The sequence below is a fragment of the Bizionia hallyeonensis genome, from assembly GCF_042657385.1.
Classification (GTDB): Bacteria; Bacteroidota; Bacteroidia; order Flavobacteriales; family Flavobacteriaceae; genus Algorimicrobium; species Algorimicrobium hallyeonense.
Window position 1 is genome coordinate 189,968 of sequence record NZ_JBHSLA010000004.1, and the last position, 18,949, is coordinate 208,916.

An 18,949-nucleotide genomic window follows, 5' to 3' on the forward strand; every position below is an offset into this window, starting at 1 on the left:
CGAATTTGAGCCGTCATTTAACGGAAGTTTAATAAAAAATGTTAAAGGATAAAGTTGAGATGTTAAAATGAAGAAAAACTGTTAATACATAATCCGAACCATAAGTTCTTTCAGTAAATCGCTTTGTGGAACCGCATTGGCGCCTACGCCTTTTCCTTTCACATCAAAAACACGAAGATCAGAAATAATAGCACTGACCTTTTTCATGGGATAATTACGAGCCGCAACTATATATTCCTCCGTAAAATAAGGCGATATTTTTAAGGCAGCTGCTACATTTCTTGATGATTTATCCTTTAAACCATGTAAATGTAACACGCGACTAAAATACGTATATAAAAAACCAACGGTTAAAACCATTGGATTATCCTTTGGGTTTTCGCCAAAGTAGTTGATAATTTTATTCGCTTTTACCACATCACGATAGCCTATTGCTTTGTGTAACTCAAAATTATTATAGTCTTTACTGATTCCTATGTTTACCTCAATTAGTTCAGGTGTAATTTGTGTACCTTCTGGTAATACAATTCGCAGTTTATCTAATTCATTACTAATTTTGCTTAAATCTGTACCCAAAAACTCGGTTAACATCTGCGCTCCTTTTGGCGTGATACTATAGTTTTTTCCTGCCAAAACCTTATTAATCCAAGACGGCACTTGGTTGTCATATAATTTTTTGCTTTCAAACACAAGAGCCGTTTTATTCAATGCCTTATATAACGATTTGCGTTTGTCAATTGTTTTATATTTATAATTAAACACCAGAATGGTTGAAGGTTGAGGGTTTTTAGCGTATTCCACTAAATTTTCAATCGTTCGTGATAAATCCTGTGCTTCTTTAACAATAATGACTTGGTATTCGGCCATCATGGGAAAACGTTTGGCATTACCAACAATTTCATCAATAGTTACATCACGACCATATAATACCATTTGATTAAAACCGCGTTCGTCTTCCGTTAAAACGGTTTCTTGAATATAATCGGAAACCTTATCAATATAATAAGGCTCTTCACCCATTAAAAAATAAATAGGCTTAAAATTCCGTTTCTTAATATCACTTACTAATTGTTTAACTTCGTCCAAAATTGCTGACTTTTCGAAATTTAAAATACCTAATCTTAAAAAAGGCTTAAGGCATTTGGTTTTTGATTATTGAACGTTAACTTTGGCAAAACCATAAGTGGCAACTATGCAAGCACTCAATTTTCCGAAGTTTTCGTTTCGTTTCAAAAATAGCGAAAATAAAGTATCTATATTCGATCCTATTCGGAAAAAATTTGTGATTTTACAACCAGAAGAATGGGTTCGTCAACATTGCTTGCAAGTTCTAATTCTGGATAAAAACTATCCGAAATCGCTTATTAACGTTGAAAAGGAATTACGTGTCAACGATTTAAAGAAACGTTATGATATTGTTGTTTATAATTCTGATGGTACCATTCACCTAATTGTTGAATGTAAAGCGCCCAGCATCCCAATTAATCAAAGTACTTTTGACCAAATTGCGCAATATAATTTAACCCTAAACGCTACCTATTTAATGGTAACCAATGGTTTAAATCATTATTATTGCCAAATGGATTTAGAAGCGGAATGCTACGCATTTTTAAAAGATATTCCCGATTATTCACGTGTTTAATACTATGAAAATAGCTGTTGTTATATTGAATTGGAATGGCCAAAAACTGTTGGAGCAGTTTTTGCCAGCCGTTATGGCTTTTTCTGAAGAAGCTAATATTTATGTTGCCGATAATGCATCTACCGATGATTCTGTCCATTATATAAAGGAGAACTTTCCAGAAATCACCATTATCGAAAATTCTGAAAATGGTGGTTACGCAAAGGGCTATAATGATGCTTTAAAACAGGTTGAGGAAGACATCTATTGTTTGTTGAATTCGGATGTGGAGGTGACAGTAAATTGGTTAGAATCGATTCTTGAAGAATTTGAAAACAACCCTGAAACAGCTATCATTCAACCAAAAATTTTAGATTATAAAAACAAGGCTTATTTTGAATATGCTGGCGCAGCAGGCGGTTTTATAGATAAATATGGTTATCCGTTTTGCCGTGGACGTGTTTTTAATACTCTTGAAAAAGATAATAAGCAATATAATGACAAGGCCAATATATTTTGGGCATCAGGAGCTTGTTTCTTCATCAGAAAATCAGTTTTTAAAAATTTAGGCGGTTTTGATGAATCGTTTTTTGCGCACATGGAGGAAATTGATTTATGTTGGCGCGCTTTCAATCAAGATTTAAAAACGGTTCATATAGGAACATCAACAGTTTATCATGTAGGTGGCGCAACACTAAAAAATACCAACCCTAAAAAAACCTATTTAAACTTTAGAAATAGTTTATTTACAATCACAAAAAATGCGTCTGGCAATTTATTCTTCCTAATTTTTACACGACTCTTATTAGATGGACTTGCCAGCATTATGTTTTTATTCACGTTGAAATTTCAGCATATTTTAGCTGTATTAAAAGCGCATTTAAGTTTTTATAAAAACCTTCCAGACCTGCTGAAAAAGCGAGCGGTGCTCCACCAGAAAGCTGGCTACTTTCAAACAAAATCTATTGTTTGGGACTATTATATTAAAGGCACCTATCGTTCTTAAAAATGATCATTATTTTATAGAGCACATTTCTTAATCAAATAAGTTAAAAACAATTGCGTTTTTCCTTTATTATACTGAAAACTAATTGTTTATAAATTTGTTAAAGTTTTTGTTAATACATGCCAAATGAACTAATCTTTTCTATAATTTTGGTATGTTAATAATTAACACCTAAAATCACATTAAGTATTATGAAAAAACTAATTTTATTGAGTATTTCCGCCATGTTCCTATTAGGTTCATGCGTTTCCAAGAAAGAATATGCAGCTCTTGAAGCCAAGCAAAAAGAAACACAAGATTTATTAAATACTGCTACGATAAAGTTAAACTCTTGCTTATCTAAAGCACAAGGTTTAGAAGATCGTCTAGCCGACTTTAAGAAGACCAACGAAAATCTTATTATCAGTAATGAGGCCTTAACTATGCTAACTACTAAAGGTGCTAGCAATGTTGAAAAGTCTCTTGAAAGTTTAAAAGAAAAAGATTTAAGAATTTCAAGATTGCAAGATGCTGTTAGCAAAAAAGACAGTGTCATGTTAGCACTTGTTACAAGTTTAAAGAAAGAAGTAGGTATCAACGATCCAGACATTCAAGTTAATGTTGAAAAAGGTGTGGTATTTATTTCAATTGCTGATAAAGTATTATTCCAAAGTGGTAGTTACAACGTATCAACTAGAGCTAAAGAAATTTTAGGAAAAGTGGCCACAGTTGTAAAAGCGAAGCCTACATTTGAATGTATGGTTGAAGCGCATACAGATCCTGTTCCATACAACAGACCTCCACTTATTGACAACTGGGATTTAAGTGTTAAACGTGCAACCTCTGTTGTTCGTGTATTAGAAGATTTAGGTGTAGCTCCTAAACAACTTATTGCGGCTGGTCGTTCAGAATTCCAACCTTTAGTAGATAATGACACGGCAGAAAACAGAGCTAAAAATAGACGTACTAGAATTATTGTTTTACCAAAAATTGATGAATTCTACGAAATGATTGACAAGGAAATGAAAAACCTTGCAGCTGACGGTAGATAATCGTTTAAGCCTATAAAATTTAAAAGCCCAATCGTTAAGATTGGGCTTTTTTTGTTCCCCTATGTCATGAAAAATATTTTTTCATATGAATCAACAATTAACATCATTTGTGTTAATAAAATAGGATATTTATTATAATTTAACAGTAAATAAATAGTTTACCCAATATATTATCCCGTTGATAGAATAATTAATATTTTAATAAATTATTATTTTAAATTTAAGTAACCCAAAACTACCGTAACTTTTTCTTTGTGAAATTTTTTGGCAATCGCCTACTTCAAAACCAATTTTACTATGAAACAGACATTACACTATGAGTTTGAAAGAAAATCTAAAAATCATTTGGATTGGCTTATCAATGTGATTAAATCTGAAAAATATTTTCAAGCAGACTCTATTATCATAAGCGGTAAGGAGTCCAACCGATTTTCAAGAAATTTAAAATCCGCTTAATACTCAAAAACAAAAAAAAGGTGGTTTAAAGATTTCTAAAAAATCTCTAAACTACCTTTTCCTTCTCTCACTATTATTGGTGTGTCTTCAGATAAATCGATAACGGTAGATGCCACGTTATCACCATAACCAGCATCTATAACCAAATCGACTAAATTTTCCCATTTTTCAAAAATCAATTCAGGATCTGTAGTATATTCCAAAACATCATCTTCATCACGAATGGATGTAGAAATAATAGGGTTTCCCAATTGCTTCACAATTTCAAGTGCTATATTATTACTAGGCACACGAATACCAACGGTTTTCTTTTTTTTAAAAACAGAAGGAAGGGATTTTGCTCCCGGTAAAATAAAAGTGTACGGTCCAGGAAGCGCCCGTTTTAAAATTTTAAAAGTTGTGGTGTCTATTTGCTTAACATAATCACTTAAATTACTTAAATCGTGACAGATAAAAGAAAAATTTGACTTTTCTAGCTTGACACCTTTAATTCTAGCAATTTTTTCCAAAGCTTTTACATTGGTAATATCACACCCTAATCCATAAACGGTATCGGTTGGATAAATAATTAAACCGCCTCGTTTTAAAATTTCAACCACCCGCTTAATCTCTTTCGGATTTGGGTTTTCTTCGTATATTCTTATAAATTCAGCCATACTATTATTCGGAAAATATCGTTAACTTAAGCAAGATACTTAATTCTATTTATTATGAAAACTATTCATTCGCTCTTATTGTGCTCATTAACAGTTTTACTTGTGTTTTCATGCGATTCCGATGATGAGACCACTCAAGGCTCAAATTTAAACGCCGCAGCCTATTACGAAAAATTAAATGTTTCTTACGGAAATAGTATTCATCAAAAATTTGACATGTACCTTCCAGCAAATAGAACTCTAGATACCAATGTTATGATTTTGGTACACGGAGGCGGTTGGAGTGCAGGTGACAAAAGTGACATGAATGGTTTTAGAGATTTTATTAAAAATGAATTTCCAAACATGGGCATTGTAAACATGAATTACCGCTTAGCCGACGCCAACAATCAGCCATACCCGATGCAAATTAATGATATTACAGCTGTAATTAATTATTTAAAAAATGAACGCGAATTTTATGTTATTGATAATGATTTTGCGTTTATAGGCGTAAGTGCTGGCGCACATTTAGCATTATTATGGAGCTATGCCTTTGATACTGGTTCTGATATAGATATGGTTTGCAGCATTGTTGGACCTACCAATTTAGCGGATCCCGCATATTTGAACAATACGAATCCTGAATTACAAGCGCTTTTAGAACTTTATGGTCTTGATGCCTCTATAGAATTTCTAGAAGAAGCAAGCCCATATCATCGTGCCACAGCTTCTGCACCGCCGACCATATTGCTTTATGGGGGAATGGACCCACTAATTCCCGTGTCACAAGGAACCGATATGCATGCGAAGTTGGATAATTTAGGTGTTACCAATGAATTCACCCTATACCCAAATGCAGGTCATGGCTGGATTGGTCTTGAATTGTTAGATTCCACTATTAAACTAAAAGCCTTTATGCAAACACATTTTGATTAGCACTTTTATCCAATCACTTCTAATTTAGCAAAGCGTAATAATAACTTTTTAACACCACCATTGTTAAATTTTATTTCCGCTTTTGTGTCCCCTCCGGCGCCTTCAATTTTTAAAACTTCGCCTTTACCAAAACGCAAATGTTCTACCATATTTCCTACGGCTAATTTACCATCAAATAGATTCGTATTCCCTTTGGTTTGACTTACCGGCTTTAAATTTTTAGAAGTCGGCAATTCCTTCTTCACCACTTTAGAAACGGGTGCACCTTTCTTTTTAAAAGTAGGTTGAACTGGTTTTTTAAAACGCACTTTATTGGGTTCCGGATCGCCAAAAATATCAGCATCTAGCATCGGGTTAAATCGGCGTTCTTCAATTGGTGTTATAATATCTAAATACTGCTCGTCTATTTCTTCAATAAAGCGACTTGGGTCTGAATCAATCAGTTTTCCCCAACGGTAACGGGATAAAGCATAGGTTAAATAGGCTTGTTTTTCAGCACGGGTTAAAGCAACATAAAACAAACGACGCTCCTCCTCCAACTCACTTCTCGTTCCCATACTCATGGCTGACGGAAATAAATCTTCCTCCAAACCAACTATATATACATACGGAAATTCCAAGCCTTTTGCCAAGTGAATAGTCATTAAAGCTACGTGATCGGCATCGCCTTTATCCGCATCTAAATCGGTAGCCAGAGCCACATCTTCTAAAAACTCTGCTAATGACGCCGTGGCATCTGCAATTTCTTTTTGCCCTTCAACAAAATCTTTAATACCATTTAATAGTTCTTCAATATTTTCCATTCTAGCAACACCTTCAGGCGTGCTATCTTTATTTAATTCACGAATTAAACCACTAGCTTTGGTTACATGTTCCGCCAGATCAAAGGCATTGGCGGTTTGATTCATAACCTGAAAACTCTCAATAAGCGTTGTAAAATCTCGTAATTTATTACGTGCTCCCGAGTTGATATTTACATCTACTTTATCAATGTTTTGAAGGACTTCAAAAATGGTTTTACCGTACCCATTTGCTGCCACAACCAATCTATCCATAGTTGTTTGCCCAATACCACGAGTCGGATAATTAATAACACGTTTTAAAGCCTCCTCATCAGCTGGGTTAATAATTAAACGTAAGTAAGACAGGACATCCTTAATTTCCTTTCGCTGATAAAATGATAAACCACCATAAATACGATACGGAATATCTCGCTTTCTTAAGGCATCTTCAATAGAACGGGATTGCGCATTAGTTCTATACAAAACAGCAAAATCGCTATTTGGCAATTGATTTTGCATTTTGTTTTCAAAAATAGAACTCGCTACAAAACGCCCTTCATCACCATCGGTTAACGAACGGTTGACTTTTATTTTAGCACCTTCATCATTGGCCGTCCAAACTATTTTATCAAGCTTGGTTTGGTTTTTATCAATGATGGAATTCGCGGCATTTACAATATTTTTTGTAGAACGGTAATTCTGCTCCAAACGAAAGAGCTTCACATCCTCATAATCCTTTTGGAAGTTTAAAATATTATTAATGTTAGCGCCTCGGAAGGCATAGATACTTTGGGCATCATCCCCTACCACACAGATGTTCTGAAAACGATCTGATAAGGCACGAACAATTAAATACTGCGAGTGGTTGGTATCCTGATACTCATCCACCAAAATGTAGCGGAATTTATCTTGATATTTTGCTAATACTTCGGGGAAACGCGTAAGCAATTCGTTGGTTTTTAATAGTAAATCATCAAAATCCATAACACCTGCTTTAAAACAGCGATCCACGTAATTTTTATAAATTTCGCCTAATCGTGGACGTCTAGCCATTTTATCAGCTTCCATTAATTCTGGATTCTGAAAATAGGCTTTTACAGTTATTAAGCTGTTTTTGTATGATGAAATTCGGGAACGAATCTGTTTGGTTTTATAGATTTCCTTATCCAAATTCATTTCTTTAATTATAGACGCAATTAACCTATCAGAATCTTGGGTGTCATAAATGGTGAAATTGCTTGGATAGCCCAATTTATCGGCTTCAAAACGCAAAATTTTAGCAAAAACGGAGTGGAAAGTTCCCATCCAAAGGTTTTTTGCTTCACTTTCACCAACAATAGTTGCAATACGCGCTTTCATTTCACGTGCTGCTTTGTTAGTAAATGTTAATGATAGGATATTAAAGGCATCCACACCTTGACTCATGAGGTACGCAATACGATACGTCAAGACACGTGTTTTGCCAGAACCAGCTCCTGCAATAACAATCATCGGTCCATCTTTCTGCAATGTTGGCGCAAGTTGCGCTTCATTTAACTGGCTTAAATACTTCTCCAAACTTCTATAATTTTTAAAGTGTGAAAATAACCAATGTTAGCCGTTTAGGCCGTCGGTTTTATGAATAATTATAAACAATTTAATCAGAAAAATTGAGGATTCTATTCAAACGTCATAGCTTTAAGTAATCCAGCTCGCGTATTAATCCAGATATAATTAAAAACCGATTGGTTTTTGTTTCTTTCAATACCTTGCTTGGTAACTTCTTTAAAATGAGATTCGCGATTATTACTATTTTTGGAAACAAAAATGTTTACTACATCGGATAAAAACGTATTCTTTTCTTTACCACCTTCTTGCAGTACAACCACATCAAAATTTTGATATTTTGTTTTGAAATCAATTTGTGAGATATTGTCATTACCATCAATAGTTAGATAGGTTTTTTCTAATTCACCTTCCAAACGCACATTTAAATTGGGTTGTAAAAATGTATTTAAATACGATGCTTTCAATAAATCTATTTCTGCCTGGAATAGAAATCTATCTTGAATATTATTCACATCAAACTCCCAATTAGCATGCAATGGCGCATGATCCATAAATTGCGTTTTTATATCCAATGTTGTTTTTGTTGGCGACACATACGTATTACTCACGTTTTTTATTGTGGCATGAAAATCATTAAAATTAACCGTTCCGGCTTGACGATCTGCTTTTACCTTTTCGGAATAACTAATTTTGGTATCCACAATTATAACCTCATCAATAGCTAAATCAAACTTTAAATCTCGTAGCATTTTGCTGTAAAGTGGTTTGATACTCATATCATCAGCTACCAATTTATCACGATATATGTCTGCATCAATTTCTGTTATTAACACCTGCGGACTTTTAATTTGAAGGATGGAGTCCTGACGAAAACCATAATTAAAATCCTTTAGTTGAAATGATTTTATGGTTACATCATAATGATCGCGCTCTACTTTTATAACGCGAGACAATTCTTTTTTGGAATAGTTAGTTTTTATTGAAACATCTTGCAAATTAATTTGTTCCTTTTGAATACTAGATTTTCCTGTTCTTAAATCATCATATTCACCCATTTTAAAAAACAAATTATCAAAAATTAGGTTTAAATTTTCATACGCTATTGGGATTTTTTGATGTTTCGTTTTTTCGTCAAAACGAATATTCTCCAGTGAAAATTGAGTGTTTTTCACTTGTAGCATTAAGGAATCTGTTGACACATCATGAATTTGAATGCTTCCGTTTTCTATATTAAAATCATCCAACTTCACGATCTTATTAAACGGTTTGTTAGATTTCGATTTATATGCAGACTTTTGGACTTTCGGGTTGTGGTTATATACAACATGAGGACTTTCTAATTTTAAATCCGAAACATGAATGGTATTATTCATGATATAGTTCCAATAACCAACATCTTCCACCAATAATTGTTTTAGTTTCAGTGTTAGTAAAGTATCATTGGTTGTTTCGCCTATTCTAGAAAATTTAAGCGCATCGACTTCCAAGCTACCCGTAAAAATGTTCACACGTAAATCTGAATACGTGACGCTCATGGTTTTAGGAAGTTCGTTTTCAAGAAAACTTGTTAGTTTATTTTGCACAAACCACTGTACAACAAACAACAGTATGAAAAAACCAATAATTATTCCGAGTCCTATTTTTAACCACTTTTTTCCAGATTTACCCATTTTATAAAGATATCTAATTTTTCAGATTAATTTTAAATATCTTTACGTAAAAATTTTACTCTATGAATGCTTTCCTTGATTTTTTAGGCGACATATCTTGGTGGATGTGGATTCTTATTGCGTTAATTTTAGTTGCTATTCGCGATGTGTTTTTTCAAAGACGACACACCATTAGCCATAACTTTCCAATAGTGGGTCACTTCCGTTATATGTTGGAAAAAATTGGACCAGAATTAAGACAATATTTAGTTGCCAATAACCGCGAGGAACTTCCTTTTAACCGAATTGAGCGGAGCTGGATTTACGCCTCGGCAAAAAAACAAAATAACTACGAGGGCTTTGGAACCGATAGAGATATTTATGCACATCAGCATATTTTTATCAATAATGCTATGATGCCTTTTAAAATTCCAGAAAATCATCCCCATACTATAGACCCTACGTTTTTACCTTGTGCCAAAGTAATGGGGCTTTATAACAACCGAAGAAAACCTTATAGGCCAGCTTCTGTTATTAATGTAAGCGCCATGAGTTTTGGGTCTTTATCAGCCAAGGCTGTAGAATCCATGAATAAAGGTGTAAAAATGGCTGACGCTTATCATAACACTGGTGAAGGTGGATTGTCTCCATACCATTCACATGGTGGGGATGTTGTCTTTCACTTTGGAACGGGTTATTTTGGCGTCCGAAGTGATGATGGTACGTTTTCGATGGAGAAGTTAATAGCCTTGGTTGAAAAGAATCCATTTGTAAAAGCTATTGAAATTAAGCTGTCCCAAGGTGCTAAACCTGGAAAAGGTGGCGTATTACCAGGTGCAAAAATAACGCAAGAAATATCAGATATAAGACATGTACCATTAGGTAAAGACGTGTTATCTCCTCCTACGCACTCTGCCTTTTCAAATGTTCCGGAAATGATGGTTTTTATAGAACAAATTGCCGAAGCAACCGGATTACCTGTTGGAATTAAAGCGGCTATTGGAAAATTAGAGCAATGGGAAGAGTTGGCCGATATTATGGTTAAAACTGGTAAAGGCCCAGACTTTATAACGGTAGATGGTGGCGAAGGTGGAACTGGTGCAGCACCTCCAAGTTTTGCAGATCACGTATCCTTACCTTGGGTTTTTGGTTTTAGTGATTTATATAAAGTGTTTAAAAATAGAAACTTGACAGAACGTATTGTTTTTGTTGGTAGTGGAAAGTTAGGTTTTCCAGCTAAAGCCGCTATGGCATTTGCCATGGGAGCCGACTGTATTAATGTTGCCCGTGAAGCCATGATGAGTATTGGTTGTATTCAGGCGCAAGTTTGCCATACCAATCGTTGTCCTGCTGGAGTGGCTACACAAAATAAATGGCTGCAAAGCGGTATTGATCCAACATTAAAATCTGAAAGATTAGCGCAGTATTTTAAAACCTTTAGAAAGGAATTTATTGAAATTACACACGCTGCAGGATATGAACATCCATGCCAGTTTAAAATGAGTGATGTAGCTGTAAATGTAGACGACCAAACGCTTACTAAAGAATTAGACAGAACCTATATGTACAACAAAACGGTTGTCCCGTTTAAAAGTGTTCAAGACTTGAAAGATTGTCAATATCTAGGTGGCTTTAAAGCCTAATTAAATAAATTTAGAAAGGCTTTTTTGTTTGTTTTAGATATGGGTACTCGGTATTCATTGTCTAAAACTAGATAGCCTTCATTTTCAAAATGACGTACTTTTCCTAAATTTATAATATGCGATTTATGACATTTAAAAAATTTAGCACTTAATAGTTTTTCAAACTTCCCCAAATTATAAGAACTTGTTATGGTTACACCATTTATAATATGAATTTTGGTATAACCATCATAACCTTCTAAATGAAGAACCTCTTCCTGTGGTATAAAAGAAATCCCCTTTTGGGTTGGAATGATGACTTTATTATTTTTAGAAATATTCTCTTCTAACAGATTCACTAATTTTAAATTATTGGCACTTTCATTCTTCAATTTAATAACATCCAGAGCTTTATTGATGGCAATAACCAAATCGTCATTATCTATAGGTTTCAGCACATAATCAATGGCCGATTTTTTAAAAGCTTCAATAGCATACTCACTATACGCCGTAACAAAAATGACTTGAAAATTAACAGCTGTAAGTTTTGAAAGTAATTCAAAGCCATTTATTCTCGGCATTTGAATATCTAAAAACAGCATACTAACCTCTTGTTTTTCTAATGCAACGATAGCATCTTCCGGTTTTTGATAAGCGCCTAGAATTTGAATTTCCGGAAACAAATTTTCAATTTTTTTCTGTAATCCTTTGAGGTTTGAAATTTCATCATCGACTAATATGGCTGTTATGTTTTTCATTTTTGTTTTTTAGTAATTATAAACACTGACTTGTTGCCTTTGTTTATACTATTTGGATTTAACTCTTCAGCATTATAGTCTATTTCCCATTTTTCAGAATAATTTAAAAAATGCAATCTATCGTGCAACACATTAGATGATTTTACATCATCACTTTGTCTGTTATTGGTATTTGCAAAACCTACACCATCATCTATAATTTCTACTTTAAAGGTGCGTTGCTCTATGTCTATAAAATTCAAGGTAACTAAACCATTTTCTAACTTATTAAAAATTCCATGATTTACGGCGTTTTCAACAATTGGCTGTAATAACATGGTTGGGATTTTAGTGTTTTTTGTATCTAAATCAGAATCTACATGGATGGTGAAATCTAATTTTTCTTTAAATCGCAATTTTTCAATTTCTAAATAGTTTTGAAGCAAACTAACTTCTGTTTCTAATGATATTTCGTTTTCTTTAGAAAGCTCAAAGAATTGTCTGATTAGTTTTGAAAATTTCACCAAATACAATTCTGATTTTTCAAAGTCATTCTCTCCAATATAATATTGAATTGCCGACAAGGAATTGAACACAAAATGTGGATTCATTTGGGAGCGTAATGCTTTAAGTTGAAGTTCGGACAGGCGTTTATCTTCAAATATTTTCTGATGCTTTTTAAATTGGGAACGTCTTACAAAATGTCTTGAGATTAAGACTACTAGAAAAATGCCAAACAACACCAAGACTGCCTTAAACCAGAATTTCTGCCACCACAAAGGCTTAATAATAAATCTAACTTGATCAGTAAACCCTTGAGTCTCTATAAAAAGCGTGTAGCTATCTGGTTGAAGATTATTGAAATTTAGATTATTAATTGTGGTTTGAGTCCAATCCTTATGAATGGGTTCTAGTTTGTAGTTAAAGGAAAAATTCTTCTGTGTTTCTGCAAAATTAATATTAGAAATTTTAAAGTTTAGGTTACCATTGTCTTCATATTTAAATACCGAATTACTGGCTGTAATAGGCTGACTATTAAACAGGGCATTCTCAATATAAACATCTAATAATTGGGACCTCTGCTTTATGTTTATTGGCAAAATAGCAATTCCGTTATTAGTAACTACCATAAGGTTCTCTTGATTAACAATAACATTGTTAACACTGTTAGATGGTAACCCACTCACTTTATCTATGAGCATTTGAAAAACAAATTCATCATTTATTTTTGTGTATTTTAATACACCCGACTCGGTAGCTAACCAAATAGTATTGTTTTCAATATAAGCGTTATTTACAATTAGAAACTCTGACTTTGGTAGCTGCTTAATGGCTTCTAAATCTGTAAGATAGGAACCAAACCCATCTGTATTTAACAAAATCTCTGTTTCTGAAACTTTATTGATACTTAATATGGATTGATTAAACTCCTGATTATTAAACAAAATAGAAGAAAACACATTGTTTTTAAATTCCTTTAATCCGCTGGATGTAGCTACTAAAAATTTATCATTGAATATTAACAATTCATTAATCCCACTTTGGAGATATTCTACCTCAACACTAAATTTATTTGGATTAATTTTATTGATTCCTAAAGAGAATTGTCCAAACAAATAATCGTTATAAAAAACAAGTTGACGAGCCTTATCGTTCATAAAATAAACCGTGTCCTGCACATGAACATCTTTAATTATATTTTCTTTCACCGTTTTAACATGACGACTAGACATGTAAAACTCGGTATCCAACTCATCTATATAAGTCGCATTAAATAGATATTCATCTTCGTCTATAAACGGTGAAAATTCATTTTTGGATTGGTTAAGTTTATAAAAGCCTTTATTAAAAACATTAGCTATAATTTTATCATTTACCTTCTTGATATTATTTACTTTCTCGCCTGTTAAACAATATTTTATATTTTGTTTTTCTATGGGTAAATAATAAATACCATCTGTAAAAGTGCTTATCCAAATAGACCCTGTTTTATCTATAAGCGCAAAGTGGGCTTTTAAATGTTCAGGTATATAGTACGTATTTTTAATGTGAAAATCAGCATCTAAAACACCAACAAATCCGTTTCCAGAGATCTGGATTTTATTGTTTACTATATTTATCCTTACGTGTTTAGATTGCTCTAATGCTAATTCATCCTTAAAATTCCGATTATATAGTTTTAACGTATTTAAATTAAGAATGGAATACTGTTTATCATTTACCCAATAAAATAAACTATCTGTGATTTGACCTCTTTTATGAATCCTGTTTAAAACATTTTTAAAGTCATAGCTTTCAATAGTTTTATTGTTTTTATCTTGAACAAAAACAGAGTCCAATAATTCGGTTGTTTTAAAACTAGCAATAGTAGGATGGTTAATAAAGCTATTGGCAGCAATAGAATCTCCTAATCGATACTTCATTAAAAGCTTCCACCTTTCATCTTTTAAAACATGAAATGTATTAGAACTTGTTAAGAAAATTTTATTACCTACTTGACTTGAAAAAATAGGATTAAAAATTTCGCCTTTTTGCTCACTTTCAAAAGCAAAAACGCTATCATTTTCAATATATCCTAATTTGGATGATTTAGAAAGGTACCATATTTTACCGTCTGGGGTTGGAAAAACTTCCCAAACATCGTTTGTTGCAAGCCCATCTTTAGTGGTAAATGTTTTTATAGTATTGCCATTATACTTTACCAATCCTTTATCTGTAGCAATCCATAAAAACCCTTTTTCATCTTGCGCTATTTTATAGATGTGGTTACTTGGTAAGCCGTCTTTTGTGGAGTAATTGGTGAATTGTTGCGCATATGCAAATGCATTTAGGAGAAGAAAAGCATACAGAAGATATTTCTTTTTGGTTACTCTTTTTGGCTTCTTAAATAAGATATACAATTCAGAAAAAAAACGCCATAACAAAATGAGAATTATGATGGTATGGCGTTTTTCATGTTTCAAGGTTTCGTTTTTTATAAAAATAATGTAATCTTTTTTAAATTATTAATATGTAGCAACATCATTTTAATTAAAGATACATGTGTTTTTATCTGTAATATCTCCATGAAAACATACTATCCAGGTTTTTTCTGGTTTTCAATACCCCTTTTGCTACAAAAATTAAGGTAAAGAGTAAGGTTTTTAAAAAATTTTTTACTACTTATTTAAACAAACATAGTTTTTGTATTAGCGAAAAACAATTGCCGTTTAAACAAACCTGTATTTGTCGCAAGGAACTGTCTGTTGTATTTAACGATGATAAATTTTAAAAATAAATATCAAATTTTTGAATAATTGCCATAAAATCCATTAAAAATGCGACTCCTATATGAATAATAATTCCGCCAATAATAGATTTACTGTGTAAAGAAATAACACCTAAAAGGTAACCGCCAAATATTGAGCCTATAATTTCTCCAGTAGGTTTTCCAACATGAAAAAAAACATACAATGCTACCATAGGTAATATAGACTTTGAGCCCAAAATTTTAACCATACTTAAAACAAGAAATCCTCTAAAAAACCATTCTATAGAGATAAAATCTAATAAATATACAGGTTCATAAATAGCTAAAGCATGCATCTTATTTATGGTGTTACCTGTATAACCAATTGAAGGGTATTGATTTAAAAAACCAGGTTGAAATGATGCAATAATAATTACAGGAATTACAAATAGCAAAAGTAAAAAATAGGGTTTCCAACTTAATTTTTTTGTTGAAAAACCATAAAAATTGGTGTTATACTTTTCGAAAAAATAATAGAAAAATAAAATTCCGAAGGAAAATATAAGGGTACGCATTGCTCTAGTGGCTATTTTAATATAAAAAAAAGCTTTTTCAGGTGCAGTATTTTCATAAATCCATTTGTAGTGTTCTAAAAAACCTAATCGTAAACTCACTAAAAGAATAGCAAATATGCTAGTAAACCAAAAACCACGCGATTTTATAAAGCTATAATCTGATTTTGTAAAAACTATTATGGCAATTGTTGCGTAATAAGCAAATCCAAAAAACAAAAAATAAGACACTACAAGTAAAGACGTATTTATAGTATGACTTAAAAAATTTACGGCAAAATCTGAAACATGATTAATAGAGATAAAAACACTTAAAAACAATATAAAAATAAGGTATGTAGAGGTTTTATAATCTTCTTTTAAATGTGTCCTTATATATTTTACTATGGTTTTCATTCTTAAATGGATTTTAAAAATCTATTCGGTTTAAAAATTTTCATTTATCATAATATTACACGTATTATCCATACCGTTTTTTACAACAATTTCATAAGTTTATAATAGTATCATCACCTTTTGCGTTTTCATAAATTTCATAAATGTCTGTACCTTCATTTCGACTATTGTCTATTCCCTTACTTTTAATTTTATTAGCTTATGGAATAAGAGTTTTGGAATCATCTTATAGTAACAGATTCTGTTCATGTTGTTGCTTGGTAAACCAGTACCTATAAAATGATTGGTAATTTATTGGGCAATAGAAAAACTCCATATCAATAGTAAATAAATTGTGATATGGAGTTTTAGAGGTTTCAAAGTCTAGTTTGTGTTATTTTCTAGGTATTATCTTCACCATCACAATTACTGTCTATCCCATCATTTAAGAATTCTCTAGTATATGGGTGAATATTAGCATTTGTATCATCACAATCTAAATTATTATGTACACCAGCTGCTGGTGGCGGCAAAGCACTACCTGCTCCATAACCATCGCCATCTGCGTCTGTATAATATTCTACGATGTCTATATCTCCATCACAGTTATCGTCTATTCCATTACCTACAATTTCATCGGCTAATGGATTTATAGCTGCATCATCATCATTACAGTCTCCTGCATAATATGAATACCCGCTAGGTATACTTTCATCAACCAATAATTCTAAAACTTCTCTTTCTTTACCAAAACCATCTCCATCGGCATCTACAAATAAAGTGATAGATATATAACCATTACAATCCTCATCAACTTCACTATCAAGAATTTCTGATGCTCCTGGATTTACAGTTGCATCGTTGTCATTACAATCCGTGTTATCCATTACGTAATTAGCGGGAGCGTAATTGGTTGCGTAAGAAGTGGGAGATTCAGATGCATCGCCAAAGCCATCTTGATCTATGTCTGGCCAATAATTCTGGAAATCTTGAGGTGGAGTACTTATGCCATCCCCACATCCAGAGCCGATAATAAATACAACTCCTACTAATAGTAATGTTGGTAAAATTGTTTTAAATACATGGTTTTTCATAATGTTAAGTATTAAGTGTGTTTATATTAATTTGTTTGTAGAATTTATAATAGAAATAAGCGGATATTGAAATAAGGCACAGCGCTATGAACTGGGAATGAGAAAATAAGTTATCTATAATAAAACCGCGTTCGTCTCCTCTAAAGAGTTCTAGTACGCCTCTTCCAAAAGCGTATAACATTAAATAGATTAGGAATACCTGACCTTTAAATTGTTGATGCTTTTTAACAAGTAACAGTATTAACATAATAGTAAATATCATACTGCTCTCATACAATTGCGTTGGGTGCACCTCCATGTTTTGCGTTTCTGGAAAAACCAATCCGAACCCACTTTCTGTTGGAGAGCCATAGCAACATCCTGCCGCAAAACAGCCCAATCGTCCAATTGCATGTACAATAGTTGTGGTTATTGCAAAAATATCTAGCATGGGCAAAACTGGTATTTTATGCCTTTTTAAATACCAAATGACATAAGGAATGATAACGACAAATGAACCGTAAAACACAAAGCCACCTGAAAAGTTATCAGACATTAAGCTTGGATTTTGAAGATACAGCAATGGGTCTTGTAGGTAATAAAATAATTTGCCTCCCACAAAACCAGCAATAAAAATGCAATAGAAAAATGTGTTTGATAGGTTGCTAATTCCCAACTCCTTTTTAGCGCGCCTTTTTGTGTAAATTGCTGCCACCAATGTTCCTAAAGCAATTAAGGCCGCATAAGAGTATATAGTGATTTCCTGCATTCCAAGAATACGTGATAGAAAATCGGGTAGTGAAAAGCTGAAAATTTCTGGAAACATTGAAACTATTGTTTAATTATTTTTTTGGTTGAAATACCTTGCCTAGTTTCTACTGGTAAAAAGTATATAAGTAGGATGAAAAAATCGCCAACAAAAAATAGAATTCCTACTGACGATTTTTAGGTTTGTTAATTAATAGCTCATGCAAAATAAGGTGTAATGCAAAGACTACAAATCCCTATAAAAGGAAGGAGCTTTACCATTCAACGAACGTTGTCTTTCATTCTACGAAGTGAATATTTGTGCTATAATAAAAAACAGCTTATGTTTGTGTCCTCTTAAAATAGAACCATGGAAGGACAAATAATAAACCTATTAATGTTTACGATTCCAGCAATAATTACTGGATTAATTGCTTATTACTTTTTTAAAGAACATACCAAGAATGAAGATGGCCGACGCAGGTTTTTATTACATAAAGACATGCAAACTAACAGCATGCCCATTCGTTTGCAAGCTTATGAACGTATGGCACTTTTTCTAGAACGTATTACACCTTCAAAATTACTGATTCGTGTAGCACCACTTTCTTCCAATAAAGAAGATTACGAGTCTTTATTAATTCAAAGTATTGAGCAGGAATTTGAACACAACCTATCCCAACAAATCTATTTAACGGACGATTGCTGGAATATTATTACAGCAGCTAAAAATGCAACCATGCAACTTATTAGAAAAGCCGCGTTGCTAGAAAAAACAGATACGGCTAACAAACTACGGGAAGTGGTTCTAACGGAAATGATGGAAAAGCGTGCACCTAGTGATGCTGCTTTATCATTTATTAAACAAGAAGTTGGCGAAATGTGGTAGAAATTTTGTAATATTAGTTGTCATATCGAATTTAAAAA

Annotated in this window: 16 protein-coding genes; 7 read left to right on the plus strand and 9 right to left on the minus strand. The window is 32.8% G+C overall.

From position 1 onward, the window contains the following. Nucleotides 1–81: 81 nt before the first annotated feature. Nucleotides 82–1,086, minus strand: coding sequence for a DNA polymerase III subunit delta (gene holA / locus ACFPH8_RS11365; RefSeq protein ID WP_376861049.1), 1,005 nt, complete (start codon nt 1,084–1,086; stop codon nt 82–84). Between the two features lie 106 nt (nt 1,087–1,192). On the opposite strand from holA, the gene ACFPH8_RS11370 reads away from it, so the two are divergent. The 4 genes from ACFPH8_RS11370 to ACFPH8_RS11385 all read left to right on the plus strand — a co-directional run bounded on the left by ACFPH8_RS11370 (nt 1,193) and on the right by ACFPH8_RS11385 (nt 4,114). Further along, nucleotides 1,193–1,642, plus strand: a complete 450-nt coding sequence (locus ACFPH8_RS11370) for a type I restriction enzyme HsdR N-terminal domain-containing protein (RefSeq protein ID WP_376861051.1) — start codon at nt 1,193–1,195, stop codon at nt 1,640–1,642. 4 nt (nt 1,643–1,646) lie between these two features. After that, nucleotides 1,647–2,627 (plus strand): glycosyltransferase family 2 protein, encoded by a 981-nt coding sequence (locus ACFPH8_RS11375; RefSeq protein ID WP_376861053.1) that lies wholly within the window; start codon nt 1,647–1,649, stop codon nt 2,625–2,627. Between the two features lie 191 nt (nt 2,628–2,818). Beyond that, nucleotides 2,819–3,658: an OmpA/MotB family protein gene (locus ACFPH8_RS11380; RefSeq protein WP_248398907.1), complete on the plus strand. Its 840-nt coding sequence runs from the start codon at nt 2,819–2,821 to the stop codon at nt 3,656–3,658. Nucleotides 3,659–3,955: 297 nt separating this feature from the next. After that, on the plus strand, nt 3,956–4,114 hold the full coding sequence (locus ACFPH8_RS11385; protein ID WP_248398905.1) for a hypothetical protein: 159 nt from the start codon (nt 3,956–3,958) through the stop codon (nt 4,112–4,114). Between the two features lie 35 nt (nt 4,115–4,149). Here ACFPH8_RS11385 and ACFPH8_RS11390 read toward each other — a convergent pair whose 3' ends face one another. Then, nucleotides 4,150–4,770, minus strand: coding sequence for an L-threonylcarbamoyladenylate synthase (locus ACFPH8_RS11390; protein ID WP_248398903.1), 621 nt, complete (start codon nt 4,768–4,770; stop codon nt 4,150–4,152). Nucleotides 4,771–4,812: 42 nt separating this feature from the next. Between ACFPH8_RS11390 and ACFPH8_RS11395 the strand changes: the two genes are divergently transcribed. Beyond that, complete coding sequence (locus ACFPH8_RS11395; RefSeq protein WP_376861228.1) at nt 4,813–5,688, plus strand: alpha/beta hydrolase fold domain-containing protein; 876 nt, start codon at nt 4,813–4,815, stop codon at nt 5,686–5,688. 5 nt (nt 5,689–5,693) lie between these two features. Here the strand turns inward: ACFPH8_RS11395 and ACFPH8_RS11400 are convergent, their stop codons facing one another. Together ACFPH8_RS11400 and ACFPH8_RS11405 are read right to left on the minus strand one after the other, a co-directional pair. Further along, nucleotides 5,694–8,027, minus strand: coding sequence for an ATP-dependent helicase (locus ACFPH8_RS11400; RefSeq protein WP_376861056.1), 2,334 nt, complete (start codon nt 8,025–8,027; stop codon nt 5,694–5,696). 101 nt (nt 8,028–8,128) lie between these two features. Continuing rightward, nucleotides 8,129–9,553, minus strand: a complete 1,425-nt coding sequence (locus ACFPH8_RS11405) for a hypothetical protein (protein ID WP_376861058.1) — start codon at nt 9,551–9,553, stop codon at nt 8,129–8,131. 197 nt (nt 9,554–9,750) lie between these two features. On the opposite strand from ACFPH8_RS11405, the gene ACFPH8_RS11410 reads away from it, so the two are divergent. Then, the gene (locus tag ACFPH8_RS11410; protein ID WP_376861060.1) at nt 9,751–11,310 is read left to right on the plus strand and encodes an FMN-binding glutamate synthase family protein; all 1,560 of its coding nucleotides are present in this window, start codon (nt 9,751–9,753) and stop codon (nt 11,308–11,310) included. Here ACFPH8_RS11410 and ACFPH8_RS11415 read toward each other — a convergent pair. The 5 genes from ACFPH8_RS11415 to ACFPH8_RS11435 form a co-directional block, all read right to left on the minus strand. Beyond that, nucleotides 11,307–12,047 carry a LytR/AlgR family response regulator transcription factor gene (locus tag ACFPH8_RS11415; RefSeq protein ID WP_376861062.1) on the minus strand — a complete coding sequence of 247 codons (741 nt, stop codon included), beginning with the start codon at nt 12,045–12,047 and terminating at the stop codon, nt 11,307–11,309. The genes ACFPH8_RS11410 and ACFPH8_RS11415 overlap by 4 nt on opposite strands. Next, nucleotides 12,044–14,989 (minus strand): sensor histidine kinase, encoded by a 2,946-nt coding sequence (locus tag ACFPH8_RS11420; RefSeq protein WP_376861064.1) that lies wholly within the window; start codon nt 14,987–14,989, stop codon nt 12,044–12,046. Before ACFPH8_RS11420 ends, ACFPH8_RS11415 begins: the two co-directional genes overlap by 4 nt. A gap of 304 nt (nt 14,990–15,293) precedes the next feature. Beyond that, nucleotides 15,294–16,223: a CPBP family glutamic-type intramembrane protease gene (locus ACFPH8_RS11425; RefSeq protein ID WP_376861066.1), complete on the minus strand. Its 930-nt coding sequence runs from the start codon at nt 16,221–16,223 to the stop codon at nt 15,294–15,296. 380 nt (nt 16,224–16,603) lie between these two features. Further along, complete coding sequence (locus ACFPH8_RS11430; RefSeq protein ID WP_376861068.1) at nt 16,604–17,296, minus strand: MopE-related protein; 693 nt, start codon at nt 17,294–17,296, stop codon at nt 16,604–16,606. A 4-nt stretch (nt 17,297–17,300) separates the two neighbouring features. After that, nucleotides 17,301–18,101 (minus strand): prolipoprotein diacylglyceryl transferase, encoded by an 801-nt coding sequence (locus tag ACFPH8_RS11435; RefSeq protein WP_248398885.1) that lies wholly within the window; start codon nt 18,099–18,101, stop codon nt 17,301–17,303. Between the two features lie 291 nt (nt 18,102–18,392). Between ACFPH8_RS11435 and ACFPH8_RS11440 the strand changes: the two genes are divergently transcribed. Next, nucleotides 18,393–18,911: a DUF7935 family protein gene (locus ACFPH8_RS11440; protein WP_376861071.1), complete on the plus strand. Its 519-nt coding sequence runs from the start codon at nt 18,393–18,395 to the stop codon at nt 18,909–18,911. The last annotated feature ends 38 nt before the right edge of the window (nt 18,912–18,949 follow it).